The 16839-nt window shown below is 65.1% G+C and carries 12 protein-coding genes; 6 read left to right on the top strand and 6 right to left on the bottom strand.

Going from position 1 to position 16839, the window contains the following annotated elements:
* The first annotated feature begins 11 nt into the window (after positions 1 to 11).
* Positions 12 to 3314: a carboxyl transferase domain-containing protein gene (locus tag H8A95_RS24935; protein WP_229185507.1), complete on the top strand. Its 3303-nt coding sequence runs from the start codon at positions 12 to 14 to the stop codon at positions 3312 to 3314.
* Between the two features lie 262 nt (positions 3315 to 3576).
* Here the strand turns inward: H8A95_RS24935 and H8A95_RS24930 are convergent, their stop codons facing one another.
* Positions 3577 to 5211, bottom strand: a complete 1635-nt coding sequence (locus tag H8A95_RS24930) for a flavin-containing monooxygenase (protein WP_229185505.1) — start codon at positions 5209 to 5211, stop codon at positions 3577 to 3579.
* 234 nt (positions 5212 to 5445) lie between these two features.
* On the opposite strand from H8A95_RS24930, the gene H8A95_RS24925 reads away from it, so the two are divergent.
* The 5 genes from H8A95_RS24925 (at position 5446) to H8A95_RS24905 (ending at position 11039) form a co-directional block, all read left to right on the top strand.
* Complete coding sequence (locus H8A95_RS24925; protein ID WP_229185503.1) at positions 5446 to 6669, top strand: cytochrome P450; 1224 nt, start codon at positions 5446 to 5448, stop codon at positions 6667 to 6669.
* A 124-nt stretch (positions 6670 to 6793) separates the two neighbouring features.
* Entirely contained in the window at positions 6794 to 8395 is a 1602-nt protein-coding gene (locus H8A95_RS24920) for a GMC family oxidoreductase (protein ID WP_229185502.1), read from the top strand.
* An 8-nt stretch (positions 8396 to 8403) separates the two neighbouring features.
* Positions 8404 to 8853: a hypothetical protein gene (locus H8A95_RS24915; protein ID WP_229185500.1), complete on the top strand. Its 450-nt coding sequence runs from the start codon at positions 8404 to 8406 to the stop codon at positions 8851 to 8853.
* Between the two features lie 79 nt (positions 8854 to 8932).
* On the top strand, positions 8933 to 9955 hold the full coding sequence (locus H8A95_RS24910) for a S1C family serine protease (protein ID WP_229185499.1): 1023 nt from the start codon (positions 8933 to 8935) through the stop codon (positions 9953 to 9955).
* Positions 9956 to 10328: 373 nt separating this feature from the next.
* On the top strand, positions 10329 to 11039 hold the full coding sequence (locus tag H8A95_RS24905) for a hypothetical protein (RefSeq protein ID WP_229185497.1): 711 nt from the start codon (positions 10329 to 10331) through the stop codon (positions 11037 to 11039).
* Between the two features lie 109 nt (positions 11040 to 11148).
* Here H8A95_RS24905 and H8A95_RS24900 read toward each other — a convergent pair whose 3' ends face one another.
* From H8A95_RS24900 to H8A95_RS24880, 5 genes are all read right to left on the bottom strand, one after another.
* Entirely contained in the window at positions 11149 to 11448 is a 300-nt protein-coding gene (locus H8A95_RS24900; RefSeq protein WP_420839451.1) for a hypothetical protein, read from the bottom strand.
* A 578-nt stretch (positions 11449 to 12026) separates the two neighbouring features.
* Positions 12027 to 12809, bottom strand: coding sequence for an alpha/beta fold hydrolase (locus tag H8A95_RS24895; protein WP_229185495.1), 783 nt, complete (start codon positions 12807 to 12809; stop codon positions 12027 to 12029).
* Positions 12810 to 12812: 3 nt separating this feature from the next.
* Complete coding sequence (locus H8A95_RS24890; RefSeq protein WP_229185493.1) at positions 12813 to 14108, bottom strand: O-acetylhomoserine aminocarboxypropyltransferase; 1296 nt, start codon at positions 14106 to 14108, stop codon at positions 12813 to 12815.
* Positions 14109 to 14214: 106 nt separating this feature from the next.
* Positions 14215 to 15519, bottom strand: coding sequence for a nicotinate phosphoribosyltransferase (gene pncB / locus H8A95_RS24885; protein ID WP_229185491.1), 1305 nt, complete (start codon positions 15517 to 15519; stop codon positions 14215 to 14217).
* 61 nt (positions 15520 to 15580) lie between these two features.
* A partial coding sequence (locus tag H8A95_RS24880) for a c-type cytochrome (protein ID WP_229185490.1) occupies positions 15581 to 16839 on the bottom strand: 1259 nt, incomplete at its 5' end.

The following is a 16839-nucleotide window of genomic DNA, read 5'->3' as shown; positions in this document are numbered from 1 at the left end:
GTGAAGATGTCATGTCGTTGAAGAAATTGCTGATTGCCAACCGCGGTGAGATCGCGATCCGCATTGCCCGCGCCGCGGCCGATAGCGGCCTTGCCACGGTCGCGATCTATCCCGCCGACGATGCAGCTTCGCTCCATGTCCGCTCAGCCGATGAGGCGCACGAGATTCCCGGCCGCGGCGCGCGCGCCTATCTCGACATCGAGGCCGTGATCGCGGCCGCGAAGGCTGCGGGCTGCGACGCGCTGCATCCGGGTTACGGCTTCCTCAGCGAGAACACCCAGCTGGCGCGGCGCTGCGCCGAGGAGAAGATCGTCTTCGTCGGCCCGTCGCCGGAAGCGCTCGATCTGTTCGGCGACAAGGCCAAGGCAAAGGCGCTGGCGAAGACATGCGGCGTGCCGATCATTGCCGGCACCGCGGGCGCGACGTCGCTCGACGAGGCAAAGGCCTTCTTCGCCTCGCTCGGTGTCAATGCCGCCGTGATGATCAAGGCGATCGCCGGCGGCGGCGGACGCGGCATGCGGGTGGTCGAGGATGCCGCCAAGCTCGACGAGGCCTATGCGCGCTGCCAGTCCGAAGCCAAGGCGGCCTTCGGCAGCGATGCGGTCTATGTCGAGCGGTTGATCCGAAAGGCACGTCATATCGAGGTGCAGATCATCGGCGACCGTCATGGCGCGATCAGCCATCTCTGGGAACGCGAATGCACCATCCAGCGCCGCAACCAGAAGCTCATCGAGGTGGCGCCGAGCCCGTCATTGAGCGAGAGCCTGCGCGGGCGCATCATCGAGGCGGCGAAGCAGCTCGCGACCGCCGCGCGCTACGACAATCTCGGCACCTTCGAATTCCTCGTCGATGATGAGGCCGGCGAAGGCGAGGGCGCCTTCGCCTTCATCGAGGCCAATCCGCGGCTCCAGGTCGAGCACACCGTCACCGAAGAGGTGCTCGGCGTCGACCTCGTGCGGTCGCAGCTTGCGGTCGCCGCCGGCGCCACGCTGGCCTCGCTCGGGCTGGCGCAATCAGCGGTGCCGCTGCCGCGCGGCTATGCGATGCAGCTCCGCGTCAACATGGAGGTGATGGACGAGAAGGGGCTGACAAAGCCGACCGGCGGCACGCTCAACGTGTTCGACCTGCCGTCCGGCCCCGGCGTCCGCGTCGATACGTTCGGCTATTCCGGCTACCGGACCAGCGCCGCGTTCGACTCGCTGCTGGCAAAGGTCATCGTGCATTCGCCGAGCCCGAAATGGACCGAATTGGTGCACAAGGCATTGCGCACGCTGCGCGAATTCCGGATCGGCGGCGTCGCCACCAACATCCCGCTGCTCGGCGCAATCCTGGCGCACCAGAGCTTTGGCCGAAACAAGATCAGTACCAACTTCATCGACACCCACGTGGCGGCGCTGGTCGGCGCCGCGAAGGAGCATGCTGCTCCGCTGCTCGAGGTGAGCGAGGCGGCTGCGACCAAGGCCGTCGCCACCGAGGCTGCGCCCGAAGGGTCGCTCCCGGTAGCGGCGCCGCTACAGGGCACGATCGTGGCGATCGAGGTCGCGGAGGGCGATCTGGTCCGTCCCGGCCAGCAGATCGCGGTGCTGGAATCGATGAAGATGGAGCATCTCGTCACCGCGCCGCATGGCGGCCGGGTGACGAAGATTGCCGGCGGCCCCGGCATCACCCTGATGCATGGCGAGCCGATCCTGTTCCTGGAGCCCGCCGAGGTCGACGGCCATGCCGCAGAGGAAGCGGCCGCGATCGATCTCGATCACATCCGTCCTGACCTTGGCGAGCTGATCGCGCGCAAGGCGATCACGCTGGACGGGAACCGCCCGGCCTCGGTCGAGCGCCGCCGCAAGACCAACCAGCGCACCGCGCGCGAGAACATCGCGCAGCTGGTCGATGAAGGCTCGTTCGTCGAATACGGCTCGCTCGCGATCGCGGCGCAACGCCGTCGCCGCAAGGTCGAGGACCTGATCAAGAACACGCCGGCCGACGGCCTGATATCAGGCGTCGCGACCGTCAACGCCAAGGACTTCGGCGCCGACGGCGCGCGCTGCATGGTGATCTCCTATGACTACACCGTGCTCGCCGGCACCCAAGGGCATATGAACCACAAGAAGATCGACCGCATGCTCGGCCTCGCCGAGCAGTGGCGCATGCCGCTGGTGTTCTATGCCGAGGGCGGCGGCGGCCGTCCCGGCGATACCGACCGGCTCGGCATGACCGGCCTCGACGGTCCGTCCTTCGTGCAGTTCGCCAAGCTCTCGGGGCTCGTGCCCGTGATCGGCGTGGTCTCCGGCTATTGCTTCGCCGGCAATGCCGCGATGCTCGGCGTCTGCGACGTCATCATCGCGACCAAGAATGCTTCGATCGGCATGGGCGGTCCGGCGATGATCGAGGGCGGCGGGCTCGGCGTCTATCATCCGGCCGAGGTCGGCCCTGTCTCGTTCCAGTCGCCGAACGGCGTGATCGACATTCTGGTTGAGGACGAGGAAGAGGCCACGACGGTGGCGCAGAAATATTTGTCCTACTTCCAGGGCGCGGTGCAGCACTGGAAGGCGCCGGACCAGCGGCTGCTGCGCCGTTCGATTCCCGAAAACCGCCTGCGCGTCTATGACATCCGCAATGTGATCGACCTGATCGCGGACGAAGGATCGGTGCTGGAAATCCGGCGCGATTTCGGCGTCGGCATGATCACGGCCTTCATCCGCATCGAAGGCAAACCGTTCGGCCTGATCGCCAACAATCCGAAGCATCTCGGCGGCGCGATCGATGCTGCGGCCGGCGACAAGGCCGCGCGCTTCATGCAGCTGTGCGACGCCTTCGACATCCCGATCGTCTCGCTGTGCGACACGCCGGGCTTCATGGTTGGCCCAGAGGCCGAGAAGACCGCGATCGTGCGCCACGTCGCGCGGATGTTCGTCACCGGCGCCAGCATCACGGTGCCGCTGTTCGGCATCGTGCTGCGCAAGGGCTACGGCCTCGGCGCGCAATCGATGATCGGCGGCGGCTTCCACGCCTCGTTCTTCACGGTGGCGTGGCCGACGGGCGAGTTCGGCGGCATGGGCCTCGAAGGCTATGTCCGTCTCGGCTTCCGCAAGGAGATGGAAGCGATCGCGGACCCGGTCGAGCGCGAGAAGTATTTCCAGACCAAGGTCGCCGAGCTCTATGCCAACGGCAAGGCGGTCTCGATCGCCTCGGTGCTTGAGATCGACGAGGTGATCGATCCGGCCGACACCCGGCACTGGATCATGGCCGGCCTCCGCTCGGTGCCGAAGCCGGAGCCGCGGACGCATCGCAAGCGTCCGTGCATCGACGCGTGGTAGACTTGGATAGGCCGCTTCGATTGCACGTGAGGTGAGCACGCTGCGCGGGCTCCCTCACCCCTTGCGGGAGAGGGTGGGGAGAGGGGTAGCCCCAGGCGAGCTGCGAGAGATCGTGTGTCGCTGCATCAATGCGGAGGAGCGCAGTCCCTCAAATTGGCAGCGGAGCAAGTAGCACCCCTCTCCCTAACCCTCTCCCGCTAGGGGAGAGGGAATCCGTCCGGCGGTGCGTCCCTCACGCGCGCCTCTCGGGAAGCGCACAGAGCTACCCCAACCGCAACTCCGCATACCCGTTCGCCGCCACCGCGTCGCACCGCTCGCGATACGCCGGTGCGCTGCCGCTGTAGCGGGCGACGATGCGCGTCTGCTTGCCTTCGACGTTGCGGTTGATGCCGGTCATCCAGGAATCGACCTCGTTGGACAGCAGGCCGACACCGAGCGCCTTGACATGATCGGTCCAGCCGGCGGTGCCCTCGGGCGTGGCGTCGAGGAAGGTCAGGCCTTTGTCACGCGCGAAGTGGAGCAGGCCGGTGACCCAGTCGACGCTGTATTCGATGCTGCGCGGGATGTTGCCGAGCGCAGTGTGCGGGCCCATCAGCATCATCATGTTGGGGAAGCCGTCGACCATCAGCCCGAGATAGGTTTCCGGGCCGTGGGTCCACTTCTCCTTCAGCCGCGCGCCGCCAGCGCCGCGAAAATCGATCTTGTCGAAGCTGCCGGTGATGGCATCGAAGCCGGTGGCGTAGATGATGATGTCGAAGGCGTAATCCTTGTCGCTGGTCCGGATGCCCTCGGTCGTGATCTTTTCGATCGGCGTTTGCTTGAGATCGACGAGGTCGACATTGTCGCGGTTGTAGACCTCGTAATAGAAGGTCTCGAGCGGCAGCCGCCGCGTGCCGAAGCCGTGGTTCTTCGGGATCAGCTTCTCGGCCACCGCCTGGTTCTTCACCCGCTCGCGGATCTTGCGCGCGACGAAATCGCTGATGGTGGCATTCGCCCTGCGGTCGATCAGTATATCCTTGAAGTTGCCCTGCCAGATGCCGAAACCGCGCTCGCCATAGAGCTTCTCGTAAAACGCCTCGCGCTCGACGTCGCTCACCTCGAACGCACCACGCGGGTCAGGCGTATGCACGAAGCAGGCGAAGGTCTCCTTGCAGCGCGCGAAGATCTCGGGATAGCCAGCCTTGATCCTGCCTTGCGTTTCCGCGTCGATCTTGCCGTTGTGCAGCGGCGCCGCCCAGTTGGCGGTGCGCTGGAACACGGTGAGGTGGCCGACCTCGCCGGCGATGGTCTGGATGGTCTGGATGCCGGTGGCGCCGGTGCCGATCACGGCGACGCGCTTGCCGGTGAAATCCACCTTCTCCTTCGGCCAGCGCGCGGTGTGAAACGACTGCCCCTTGAAATCGTCGCGGCCCTCGATGCGCGGCAGGGTCGGCGTCGACAGCGGCCCGATCGCGGTGATCAGGAAACGGCATGAGTGGCGCGCACCGCTCTCCATCGCGACCTGCCAGCTCCGCGCGTCGTCCTGGTAGATCGCTGACGTGACGCGGCTCTCGAACTGGATATCGCGGCGCAGGTCGAACTTGTCGGCGACGTAATTGCAGTAGCGCAGGGTCTCGGGCTGGCCGGCGAAATGCTCGGACCATTCCCATTCCTGCAACAACTCCTTCGAGAACGAGTAGCCGTAGGAATAGCTTTCGGAATCGAAGCGCGCGCCGGGATACCGGTTCCAGTACCAGGTGCCGCCGACCCCGGTGCCGGCCTCGAACACCCGCGCCGAGAGGCCGAGCTCGCGCAGCCGGTAGAGCTGGTACATGCCGGACAGGCCGGCGCCGATGATGATGACGTCGTAGTCCAGCGCAGCCGTCTGGGCGCTGTTGTCCTGGCGCGATGCGGCCACCTGTCGCTGCTCCCCGATCGGTTGATTTCCGGCAAGGCTAACCGGTCTTGTTGTTGCCGACAAACATCGAAGCGCGGGGCAGCTATCGCGATTTGCCGGGTTTGCCCGCCTGCGCGCATTCCGCGCGGCGGACTGTCGGCGCCGCGGCTTTACTAGGCCGCGGGATACCCGCTATCGTCGACCCGACAAGACGATCGCCCGCCAAGCGGCGACGGAACCAGCGGGAGTGAGGCGATGGGAGAGGCGCTGCGCAGGCCGACATCGATCGATGTCAGCAATCCCCGGCTTTACCAGGACGACACCTGGCGGCCGCTGTTCGCGCAACTCCGCCGCGACGATCCCGTGCATTATTGCGAGACGTCGGCCTACGGCCCTTACTGGTCGGTGACGCGCTACGACGACATCTTTGCCGTCGAGCTGGATCACCAGAACTATTCCTCGGCCTCCGAGCTCGGCGGTATCCAGATCGCGGAGTACCCGAAGGGGCAGGAACGTCAGAGCTTCATCCGCATGGATCCCCCGGGGCATACCGCGCAGCGCCGCACGGTGGCACCGATCGTCGCGCCGTCGAACCTCGCCAATTTGGAGGCCTTGATCCGCCAGCGCACGGCCACCGTGCTCGATGCGCTGCCGCGCAACGAGACCTTCGACTGGGCCGAGCGGGTCTCGGTCGACCTCACCAACATGATGTTGGCAACGCTGTTCGATTTTCCCGCGGAAGATCGCGCCAAGCTGACCTGGTGGTCGGATGTCGCGATCGCCAACGTCGATTCGCCTGACGCGGTCGTGCATTCGGAGGCTGAACGCAACGCCGAGCTGATCAAGATGGGAGAAGCTTTCCGAAAGTTGTGGGACGCCCGGGTCGATGCGCCGCCGACCTTCGACCTGATCTCGATGCTGGCGCATTCGGAGGCGACGCGAAATCTGGATGCGCGCGCATTCATCGGCACGATCGGGCTCTTGATCGTCGGCGGCAACGACACCACGCGGAATTCGATGTCGGCGGGGCTGATGGCGCTGTGCGAGAACCCCGCGCAATTCGAGCTGCTCCGCGCCCGACGCGAATTGATCCCGAACCTGGTGCCCGAGACTATCCGTTACCACACGCCGGTGCTGCACATGCGCCGCACCGCGCGCAATGATGTCGAGCTCGCCGGGCAGCAGATCCGCAAGGGCGACAAGGTGGTGATGTGGTACATCTCCGGCAATCGCGACGAGGACAAGATCGAGCGTGCCGATGAATTCATCATCGATCGCGCCAAGCCGCGTCAGCACCTCGCCTTCGGCGCCGGTATCCATCGTTGCGTCGGCGACCGCCTCGCCGAGCAGCAACTCCGCATCCTCTGGGAGGAGGTTCTGGCGCGCGATCTGCGTTTTGAGCTGATGGGCCCGCCGCAAAGGCTCTATTCCAATTTCATCCGCGGTATACGAAGCTTGCCGGTGAGAATCGTCAATTGAGCTGCATCACCCCCGTCATTGCGAGCGACGCGAAGCAATCCATCGTGCGTCATGCGCGGAAGCATGGATTGCTTCGTCGCTCCGCTCCTCGCAATGACGAAAGAGGACATACCAGGAAACAAGAATGACGAACGATCCCGTTGACGTCCTGATCATCGGCGCCGGCGCCTCCGGCGCCGCGGTCGCCTGGAGCCTCGCCGATACCAAGATGCATATCCTCTGCCTCGATCAGGGCGGCTGGATGAATCCTGCCGAATATCCGAGCACCGGGCGCGATTGGGAGGCGAAATTCTACGGCGAGTGGTCGTCCAGCCCGAACGTTCGCAAGCGGCCCGAGGACTACCCTGTTAACGACGACAACTCGCCGATCAAGGTGGTCAATTTCAACGCGGTCGGCGGCTCGACGGTGATGTACACCGCGCACTGGCCGCGGCTGCATCCGTCCGACTTTAAGGTGAAGACGCTCGACGGCGTCGCCGACGACTGGCCGATCGATTACGACGCGCTGACGCCGTTCTTCGAGGAGAACGATCGCATGATGGGCGTCTCCGGCCTGTCGGGCGATCCGCTGTCGCCGCTCAGCCATCCGCCGATGCCGCAGCAGCCGCTCGGGCTGTCCGGCCCGCTGATCGGCAAGGCGATGAACAAGCTTGGTTGGCACTGGTGGCCGTCGGACACGACGGTTGCGACGATGGACTACGAGGGCAGGGCGCGCTGCATCAATCTCGGCCACTGCACTCCGGCCTGCGCACAGGGCGCCAAGGCCTCGACCGACATCACCTACTGGCCGCACGCGATCCGCGCCGGCGTCGAGCTCAGGACCCATTGCCGGGTGCGCGAGATCCTGACCAACGAGGACGGCATGGCCTCCGGCGTCGTCTACTACGACAGGGACGGCGTCGAGCAATTCCAGCCGGCCGAAGTCGTCATCATCGCCTGCAACGGCGTTGGCACGCCGCGGCTGCTGCTCAACTCGGTGTCGGGAAAATTCCCGAACGGCCTTGCCAACTCGTCCGGCCTGGTCGGCAAGAACCTGATGTTCCACCCCTACGCGCAGATCTACGGCTTCGTGAAGGAGCCGACCGATTCCAACCGCGCGCCGCCGACCTGCCTGTGGAGCAAGGAGTTCTACGACACGGACCTCTCGCGCGGCTTCGTCCGCGGTTACGGCATCCAGTTCGGCCGCGGCGCCGGGCCGGTGTTCGAGGCGGTCGCGAGCGAGCAGAAGGGCATCCTGCCATGGGGCAGGGATCATCACCGCGTGTTCCGCAAGCTCAACGGTCATCGTCTTGCGGTGTCGGCGATCTGCGAGGATCTGCCGGAGGAGCATAACCGCGTCACGCTCGATCCCGTGCTGAAGGACAGCCACGGCATCCCCGCGCCGAAGGTCGACTACACGATCAGCGCGAACAGCCGGAAGATGATGGACCACGGGCTGGCGCGTGGCCGCGAGATCCTCGAGGCCGCCGGTGCCACCGACATCTGCATCAACGATCCGATTCCCTGGGGCGGCTGGCATTTGCTCGGCACCGCGCGGATGGGCACCGATCCGGCGCGCTCCGTGGTCAACGAATGGGGCCGCTCGCACGACGTCAAGAACCTCTTCATCGTCGACGGCAGCATCTTCGTCACCTCGGGTGGCGTGAACCCGACCTCCACCATCCAGGCCCTCGCGCTCTACATCGCCGACCAGATGAAGCAGCGCCTCGCCAATCTGTTCGATTGAGACCGTCCATGTCCGATGCAAAAGAACTGACCGCAGCCCAGCGCGCCGATCTCCGCACCGTCGCCGCGATGATCGTTCCCGAAAGCGCCGAGTACAAGGTGCCGGGTGCGGATGATGCGGCGATCCAGGCCGACATGCTGGCAACGCTCGGCCGCGACACCGCGTTGGTCGCGCAGGCGCTGGATCATCTGGCTGATCTTGCGGGCAAGCCGCTCGCCGAGCTCGACGATGCCAGGCGCGATGCGGTGGCGCAGGAGTTTCGTAGCCGTGGCGGCGCCGCCGCGGCTACGCTCGTCCGCGTCGTGCTGCAATGCTACTACCGCGACGACCGCGTGCTGCGCTCGCTCGGGCTCGAGCTGCGCGCGCCATTCCCGAAGGGCCACGTGCTGCCGGACGGCGACTGGTCGCTGCTCGATCCGGTCAAGGCGCGCGGCGGCACGTTGCGGCGGGCGACCTAGCCATTCGGGCAGGTTCAGGCGTAACCACTTGCCGCGCGGGGAACTGGTCACCATCTGAGGAGACCAAAGGATTCTCGCCATGCTGGATTTTACCTCAGATGCCGCCGGCGACACGTCGTCACCGCGGATCGCCGACGCTGCCCGCGATGATGACCGGGCCTTGCTCGATGCCTATTCCAACGCCGTGATCGACGTCACCGACCGCGTCGGCCCGGCTGTCGTCCGCGTCGAAACCGGGCCGAAGGTGCGTAACGCGCGTGAGCGCGGCGGGCTCGGCTCGGGCATCGTGATCTCGCCCGATGGGTTCGTGCTGACCAACAGCCACGTGGTCGGATCGTCGAAGGAGATCCGGCTGCGCGACACCGAGGGTTTTGTCACCGATGCGCACGTGCTTGGCGTCGATCCCGACACCGATCTCGCTTTGCTGCGGGCCGATGGCGCGCGCGATCTGGCCTATGCCTCGCTTGGCAACTCCAAGACCCTGCGGCGCGGCCAGCTCGTGGTCGCGATCGGCAATCCGCTCGGCTTCGAATCGACGGTGACCGCCGGCGTGGTGTCGGCGCTCGGCCGCTCGATCCGCTCGGTCAGCGGGCGGACCATCGAGGACGTGATCCAGACCGACGCCGCGCTCAATCCCGGCAATTCCGGCGGTCCGCTGGTGTCGTCGAAGGGCGAGGTGATCGGGATCAACACCGCGATCATCAACGGCGCGCAGGGCATCTGCTTTGCGGTCGCCTCTAACACCGCGCAGTTCGTGCTGTCGGAGATCATCCGCCACGGCTATGTCCGCCGCGCCTATATCGGCGTCGGAGGCCAGACCGCGCCGGTGCCGCGGCGCCATGCGGTGCTCGCCGGCGTCGAGAACAAGATGGGTGCGCTGCTGATGCAGATCGAGCCGGATAGCCCGGCGGCGCGCGCCAGCCTGTTGCCGGGTGATGTCGTGATCAGGCTCGACGGCATCGAGATCAACGGCGTCGACGATCTGATCCGCGCACTCGATCACAGCCGGATCGACCGGACGCTATCGATGGATGTGCTCCGTCTCGGCCGCCTGCGCGCGATCGAGATCCATCCGATCGGGAGGAAGCCGGCGAAGCAGTAAGACAATCCCATCCCCGCACGAGATGCATCCTCTCCCCTCATGTCCGCCGTAGCCTTGGCGAAGGCGGATGTGGGAGAGGGTCGCTTCGCGCAGCGAAGCCGGGTGAGGGGTCTCCATCCGCGATCTCATCTGTGGAGAGACCCCTCATCCGGCGCCGTAGCCGACGCTGCGCTTCGGCGTTGCTTAGAAACGGCGGCCTTTGGCCGCCTATGCCACCTTCTCCCACAAGGGGAGAAGGAAAGAGGAGCTGCGGCAATGCTGCCGCATCACATCGCCGTCCGGCGCGTGCAACTTTGACCTAAGCCATTAACCCGACCAATAGAGTTTTATATTATCACGCCGGGGGCGGCGTTTCCTGATCTGGGCTTGGCAAATGAGGGCTCTACTCGCACGGCTGGTAATCGCCTGCGCGGCAGCATGTCTCTGCATCGACGCGGCAGAACCCGCAGCCGTTCCCTATTCCGTTTCTGATCATCCGTCGCAGGACGGCCGATGCATCGGCGACCACGGCGCAGGCGATATTGATCGCTCAGAGAAAGCCTGTCTGGAACAGGTTGGCCAACTGGCCCGACGCGCGGGTCCCGGTTTGCAGTTGACGTTCAGGAACGGGAAGTCGCGAATTTATCTGAACGAGGAAGCGAAGTGTCAGAGCAGTGACGCCGATGGCTGCGTCAAATATCAACTGACCGGCTATTTTCCCGAGCACGATCTGTTGCTGATCGAAGTCGATTATTGGGAAGGTGTGAGTTGGCGGCTTGTATGGGCGGACACGGGCGACGATACAAGCATCGTTGCACCTCCGCACTATTCTCCCGACAAACGCTGGCTGGCCTCCGTTGCTTCGGGGGAGGGGCCTTCCGGACCTCCCAATGGAATGGATATCGTTCCGAGCAAGCCAAGTTCGTCTTTCAAGGAATGGCACTATCGCACTCCCGACGACGGGCAATGGCTCTACGAATTTGTTGGCTGGGATGGGAATGCTCGCGTCAATCTTCTTGCATCATCGTTGAGAGCACCGCAACGAAGGTCTCCGACTTCTATCGAGCGTCGAAAGGGAGATTGGCATCTTAGGGAGCCACAATAATCGGCGCGGTTCGCAACTTCGGCTGTTGGCCCAAAGCAGCCACCGCCGCGTCCGTCAGGGAATTGTCGCCACTTTTTCGGGAATGGGATCTATTTGGCGTGATCGCTGTTCACCACCAATATGGCCACCGCCACCCCTCATAGAGGTCCCAAGACGACACCACAGGCGGCCCGTATGGATCGACCCGGTCGTCTTCAGGGCGATAGCGATATCGTGGAACAATATAATAATCCCACGGGGTCGGCGTTATCACGGGCGTCGAGATCACGACCCTCGTTCGTTCATGAACGACTTGTGCCTTCCGCGTCCGGGCTTCAGCACCGGATGTCCCGAGGTTAAACAGCACCAGGGCCGCTCCGAGAGCGCACGCGACGGTCATTGTCTTCATCTTCATGATCTTCATCTTCATGCATCGGCCTCCCAGAGCATGATCCGGAAAAGTGCGAAGCGGTTTTCCGAAAAGATCATGCTCAAACAACAAGCTAAAGCGTGATGACGGTTCAACCCAATCTCATCGCACTTTAGCCTGAGAGTGCAAAAGGACTCAACGCAAGGCAAGCTAATTCGCTCTTCGCGACGGACGCATACGCTGTCGGGCTGGGCGTTCGCATGATTTCGGAATAATAGAAGATATCGCTGATTTGCCCGACAAGTCAAGTTGCTTCTCCGAGCGCCGGCGGCCGCCCTGCTACTTTGCATGGGGTTGTTTTCGATATTTTGGGGCGCCCACCTTCGCAGGGACGTTTCACGGGAGTGTTGGCAGCAAAGGGCGTTTCGAATGCGAAAGCAGCGGAGCCCGGTGAGGGGGTGTATCCGCGCGCGGGATGCGCCCTCTCCCCTTGTGGGAGAGGGTGGCGAAATCGAGCGGAGCGAGATGAAGGCGGGTGAGGGGTTCTGTCCGCGAGTTCGTCTGCGGAGAGAACCCCTCATCCGGCGCTTCGCGCCACCTTCTCCCACAAGGGGAGAAGGGAAGAGGGACCTCACGCGCTATTGTTGCAGCGCCGCCAGCAACTCGTCGGGCTGCTCGACCATCATCATGTGGCCGGCAGCCGCGAGCACGACGGTGCGGGCATTCGGTGTCGCCGCGGCGAGCGCGTTGCCGGCCTTGGCGGGGGTCATCATGTCGCGCTCGCCGAGGATGAAGGTCGCGGGCACTTTGACGGCGGCCGCGGCGGTCAACCCGTTCTGATAGGCGTTGCAGGCGTTGAGGTCGTTGTACAGCACGCCGGGCTTCGCCTCCTGCAGCACGCGCTGTGCGCCCTGGTGCATCCACAGGCCCGGCGCGAGGCTGCCGCCGAGCTCGGCCTTGAAGCCGAGGCCCCAGATCGAGACCATGTCGATCGCGGCCACGTCATTGGCCTCGGCGGCCTTCAGCAGATCAGGGCCGACCGTCATGGTCGCGGCGGTGCCGATCAGCGCCAGACCCGACACCTTGTCGGGATGTCGCGCGGAGGTCTCGATCGCGATCAGCGAGCCCATCGAATGGCCGATCAGCCGGGCCTTTTGTGCGCCGGCTGCCGTGATCAGCGCGGCGATCCAGTCGGCCATCTCGGCGATGGTCTTCAGCGGCTTGCCGGCGGAGCGGCCGTGGCCGGGCAAATCGGGCGCCAACACCGAGAAGCCGTGATGGGCGAACCAGCGGCTGTGCAGCGCCCAGGTCGAGGAATCGAAGCCGGCGCCGTGGATCATCACCACCGTGGCGAGCTGCGGATCGAACGGCTTGCCGCCGGTCGCGATGAAGGTGTCTGATCCGTTGACGGAAAGCTGCATGGCCTAAGTCCTTTGCGAGGCGCGCAGCGCCTGGCCGAGATCGTCGATGATATCGTCAGCGGTTTCGATGCCGACCGACAGCCGCACCAGCTCCTCGCCGATCCCTGCAGCCTTGAGCTGCTCGGCATCCATCTGTTGATGCGTGGTGCTGGCAGGATGGATCACCAGCGTCTTGGCATCGCCGACATTGGCGAGATGGCTGATCAGCTTCAGGGACTCGATGAACTTCTTGCCGGCGGCGCGGCCGCCCTTGATGCCGAAGCTGATGATCGAGCCGGCGCCGCGCGGCAGCAGCTTCTTCGCCAGCGCATAATCCGGATGCGTCTCCAGCGACGGATGCAGCACCCAGTCGACCGCCTTGTTCGCGGCGAGCGCGTCCAGCACCGCATGGGTGTTGTTGATGTGGCGATCCATGCGGACGCCGAGCGTCTCGATGCCCTGCAGCAGCTGGAACGCGTTGGTCGGCGACAGGCAGGCGCCGAAATCGCGCAGGCCCTCGGTGCGGGCGCGCATGATGAAGGCCGCCTTGCCGAACTGCTCGTCGAAAACGATGCCGTGATAGCCGGCATAGGGCTCGGTGAGCTGCGGGAATTTACCGGAGGCGCGCCAGTCGAACCGGCCGCCATCGACGATGACGCCGCCGATCGCGATGCCATGGCCGCCCATCCACTTGGTCGCCGAGTTCATCGTGATGTCGGCGCCGAGCTCGATCGGCTGGCTCAGATAAGGCGTCGCGAACGTATTGTCGATCAAGAGCGGAATCTTCGCATCATGCGCGATTTGTGCCACCGCCGGGATGTCGAGCACTTCGAGGCCGGGATTGCCGATGGTCTCGCCGATCACGAGCCGCGTGTTCGGCTTGATCGCGGCGCGGAATTCGTCGAGCGCGCGCGGCTTCACGAAGGTCGTGGTGATGCCGAAGCGCGGCAGCGTGTGCGCCAGGAGGTTGATGGTGCCGCCATAGAGCGAGGCGGAGGCGACGATATGGTCGCCGGCATTGAGCAGCGTCGCGATCGCGAGATGCATCGCCGCCATGCCGCTGGCGGTGCAGATCGCGCCGACGCCGCATTCGAGCGCCGCGATCCGCTCCTCCAGCACTGATGTCGTCGGGTTGGAGATGCGCGTGTAGATGTGGCCGGCACGCTCCAGGTTGAACAGCGCGGCCGCGTGATCGGCGTCCTGGAAGACATAGGACGTGGTCTGATAGATCGGAACCGCGCGTGCGCCGGTTGCGGGATCGGGGCGCTGGCCGGCGTGCAGGCTCAGGGTTTCGAAGGCAGGCGGCTTGGGTGCGGGCATGCGAAGCTCGTCGGGTCAGTCGATGGGAATGGTTGGTAGAGGTCTTTTGTTTGACGCGTTTTCTTCACGCGAACCGGTATCCACTTCGCTTGAAAACGCTACAGCTTTAAACGTGAACTGCGGTGCGAACACGGCCGACATTGCCGAACACGCGCAGATAGCGCTCGACCTCTGTGGGGATGCCGGTCGCCTTCTCCGGATTGTCGGAGAGCTTTACGGCCGGCCGTCCGTCGACCGACGTCACCTTGCACACGATCGAGATCGGATCGAGCGCGGCGGTGCCGTCAGGTGCGCAGCCGACAAAGTCGTTGGTGAGGTTGGTGCCCCAGCCGAAACTGACGCGCACGCGTCCCTTGAAGTGATGGAACGTCTCCTCGATCGAGCCGACATCCATCGCGTCGGAGAACACCAGCAGCTTTTCCTTGGGGTCGCGGCCCTTCTGCTTCCACCACTTGATGATCTCTTCGCCGGCGGTGATCGGCGGCGCGCTATCGGGACGAAAGCCGGTCCAGTCGGCGACCCAGTCCGGCGCGTCGCGCAGGAACGGCTTGGTGCCGAATGCATCGGGCAGCGCGATCAGGAGGTTGCCGCCATAGGCGTGGCGCCATTGGTCGAGGATGCGATAGGGCGCCCAGCGCAGCTCCTGGTCGTCGTTGGCGAGTGCGGCTGCGACCATCGGCAGCTCGTGCGCGTTGGTCCCGATCGCCTCGAGGTCGTTGTCCATCGCCAGCAGCACGTTCGACGTTCCGGTGAAGGACGGGCCGAGGCCTTCCTTCACCGCCTCGACGCACCAGCGCTGCCACAGGAAGCCGTGGCGGCGGCGCGTGCCGAAATCGGACAGCCGCAATCCGTCCAGCTTGCGCAGACGCTCGACCTTGGCCCACAGCTTGGCCTTGGCGCGGGCGTACAGCACGTCGAGCGCGAAGCGGCCATAGGTCTTGGTTGCCGCGCGCGAGCGCAGCTCGTTGAGGATCGCGAGCGCCGGGATCTCCCACATCGTGGTGTGGGTCCACGGCCCGTGGAAATGCAGCTCATACTGGCCGTCGACCTTGTGCAGCTCGTATTCGGGCAGGCGGAAGGTCGAGAGCCAGTTGATGAACTCGGGCGAGAACATCTGGGTCTTGCCGTAGAACGTGTTACCGGCGAGCCAGATCAGTTCCTTCTTGCTGAAGCGGATGGTGCGGGCGTGGTCGAGCTGGGCGCGCAGCTCGCCCTCGTCGATGACCTCGGCAAGCCGGATATGGGTCGACCGGTTGATCACCGAAAAGGTCGTGCGCGTGTCCGGATAGCTTTCCCGGATCATCTGCTGCATCAACAGCTTGTAGAAATCGGTGTCCAGCAGGCTGCGCACGATCGGGTCGAGCCGCCAGCCGTGGTTGTAGGTCCGGGTCGCGATATCTGTCACGGTCATGCGGGAACCTTAGCCTGCCCCGCGGCGGTCGCCCAGTGGGTATCGGGCGGAACATGGCAGGTCAGCGCGCTATGGTCTGCCGTATACGGCCGACCGTGGCGGCGACATCGATCCAGGCCGGCTTGCCCGGGGCAAATTGCTGCCGCAGGAATGTGACGAGTTCGGCGACCTGGCCGTCGCTCATGCTGTCCCGGAAGGCCGGCATGTAGCCGAGATCGGTCACGGCCGGCTTGGCGATGCCGTGCAGGATCACCTGGATCAGATTGTCGGGCACGTCGCTGTGCAGATTGCTGTTCAGTGCCAGCGCCGGCCGGCTGCCGAACAGCGGCGGGCCGCCGACCTCATGGCAGACGGCGCAGGCGCCCTGATAGATCCGCGCGCCCGCAGACGCTGCGGTGGCGACGGCGGTGGCGGCTTCGAGCTTGGCAACCAGGCTATCATGGGCCGGCCGATCGGCGCTCTCGTTGAACGAGGCGAGGTAGACCGCCATGGCGCGGATGTCCTGGTCGGGCAACGCGGCGAGCTCCTGCACGACCGGCGCCATCGGCCCCGCGGCGACGCCGTGCAGGCGGGATTCGCCGGTGCGCAGATAGGCGTACAGCTCGTCCTCGCTCCAGGGGATCGGCGCCTTCGATAGCGACGTCAGCGCCGGTGCCTCCCAGCCTTCGGCAAAGCCGCCGGCGAGATAGGCCGCTTGCCGTTCGGCGCCGAGCGCATTGCGCGGCGAGTGGCAGGCGCTGCAATGACCGAGACCTTCGATCAGATAGGCGCCACGATTCCAGATCGCCGACTTCGATGGATCGGGCTGGAATGGTTGCGGCTGATGGAACAGCGCATTCCATCCGGCGAGCAGCGGCCGCAGGTTGAACGGAAAGGCAAGCGCGTTCGCCGGCGTCTCGGCGCGCACCGGCGCCTGCGCCATCAGATAGGCGTAGAGCGCCTGCAGGTCGGCATCGGACGTCTTGGCGAAATGCGTGTACGGAAACGCCGGATAGAGATGCCGCCCGTCGCGATGAATACCCTCGCGCATCGCGCGCTCGAAGGCGGGATAGGACCAGGCGCCGATGCCGGTGTCGACGTCGGGCGTGATGTTGGTCGTATTGATGGTGCCGAACGGCGTTTCGAGCGGCCGGCCGCCGGCGTTCGCGATGCCATGCTCCGAGGTGTGGCAGACGGCGCAGGCGCCGAGCGCCGCAAGCTCCTTGCCGCGCGCGATCGTGGCCGTGGAATAGACCGAGGTATCAGGCCGCGCGATCGGCGCGATCGCCCGCCACGGCAGGATCGCCGCGCCGATCCCGATCACCGCGGCGCAGAGCGCGG

It is taken from the genome of Bradyrhizobium oropedii (assembly GCF_020889685.1).
Lineage (GTDB): Bacteria > Pseudomonadota > Alphaproteobacteria > Rhizobiales > Xanthobacteraceae > Bradyrhizobium > Bradyrhizobium oropedii.
This window is presented reverse-complemented; position numbering and strand designations above follow the sequence as displayed.

Bases quoted from the DNA above. Each gene is read 5' to 3' on its own strand.
- H8A95_RS24935 (WP_229185507.1), top strand. From the start codon at position 12: ATGTCGTTGAAGAAATTGCTGATTGCCAACCGCGGTGAGATCGCGATC.
- H8A95_RS24925 (WP_229185503.1), top strand. From the start codon at position 5,446: ATGGGAGAGGCGCTGCGCAGGCCGACATCGATCGATGTCAGCAATCCC.
- H8A95_RS24920 (WP_229185502.1), top strand. From the start codon at position 6,794: ATGACGAACGATCCCGTTGACGTCCTGATCATCGGCGCCGGCGCCTCC.
- H8A95_RS24915 (WP_229185500.1), top strand. From the start codon at position 8,404: ATGTCCGATGCAAAAGAACTGACCGCAGCCCAGCGCGCCGATCTCCGC.
- H8A95_RS24910 (WP_229185499.1), top strand. From the start codon at position 8,933: ATGCTGGATTTTACCTCAGATGCCGCCGGCGACACGTCGTCACCGCGG.
- H8A95_RS24905 (WP_229185497.1), top strand. From the start codon at position 10,329: ATGAGGGCTCTACTCGCACGGCTGGTAATCGCCTGCGCGGCAGCATGT.
- H8A95_RS24900 (WP_420839451.1), bottom strand. From the start codon at position 11,448: ATGAAGATGAAGATCATGAAGATGAAGACAATGACCGTCGCGTGCGCT.
- H8A95_RS24895 (WP_229185495.1), bottom strand. From the start codon at position 12,809: ATGCAGCTTTCCGTCAACGGATCAGACACCTTCATCGCGACCGGCGGC.
- H8A95_RS24890 (WP_229185493.1), bottom strand. From the start codon at position 14,108: ATGCCCGCACCCAAGCCGCCTGCCTTCGAAACCCTGAGCCTGCACGCC.
- pncB (WP_229185491.1), bottom strand. From the start codon at position 15,519: ATGACCGTGACAGATATCGCGACCCGGACCTACAACCACGGCTGGCGG.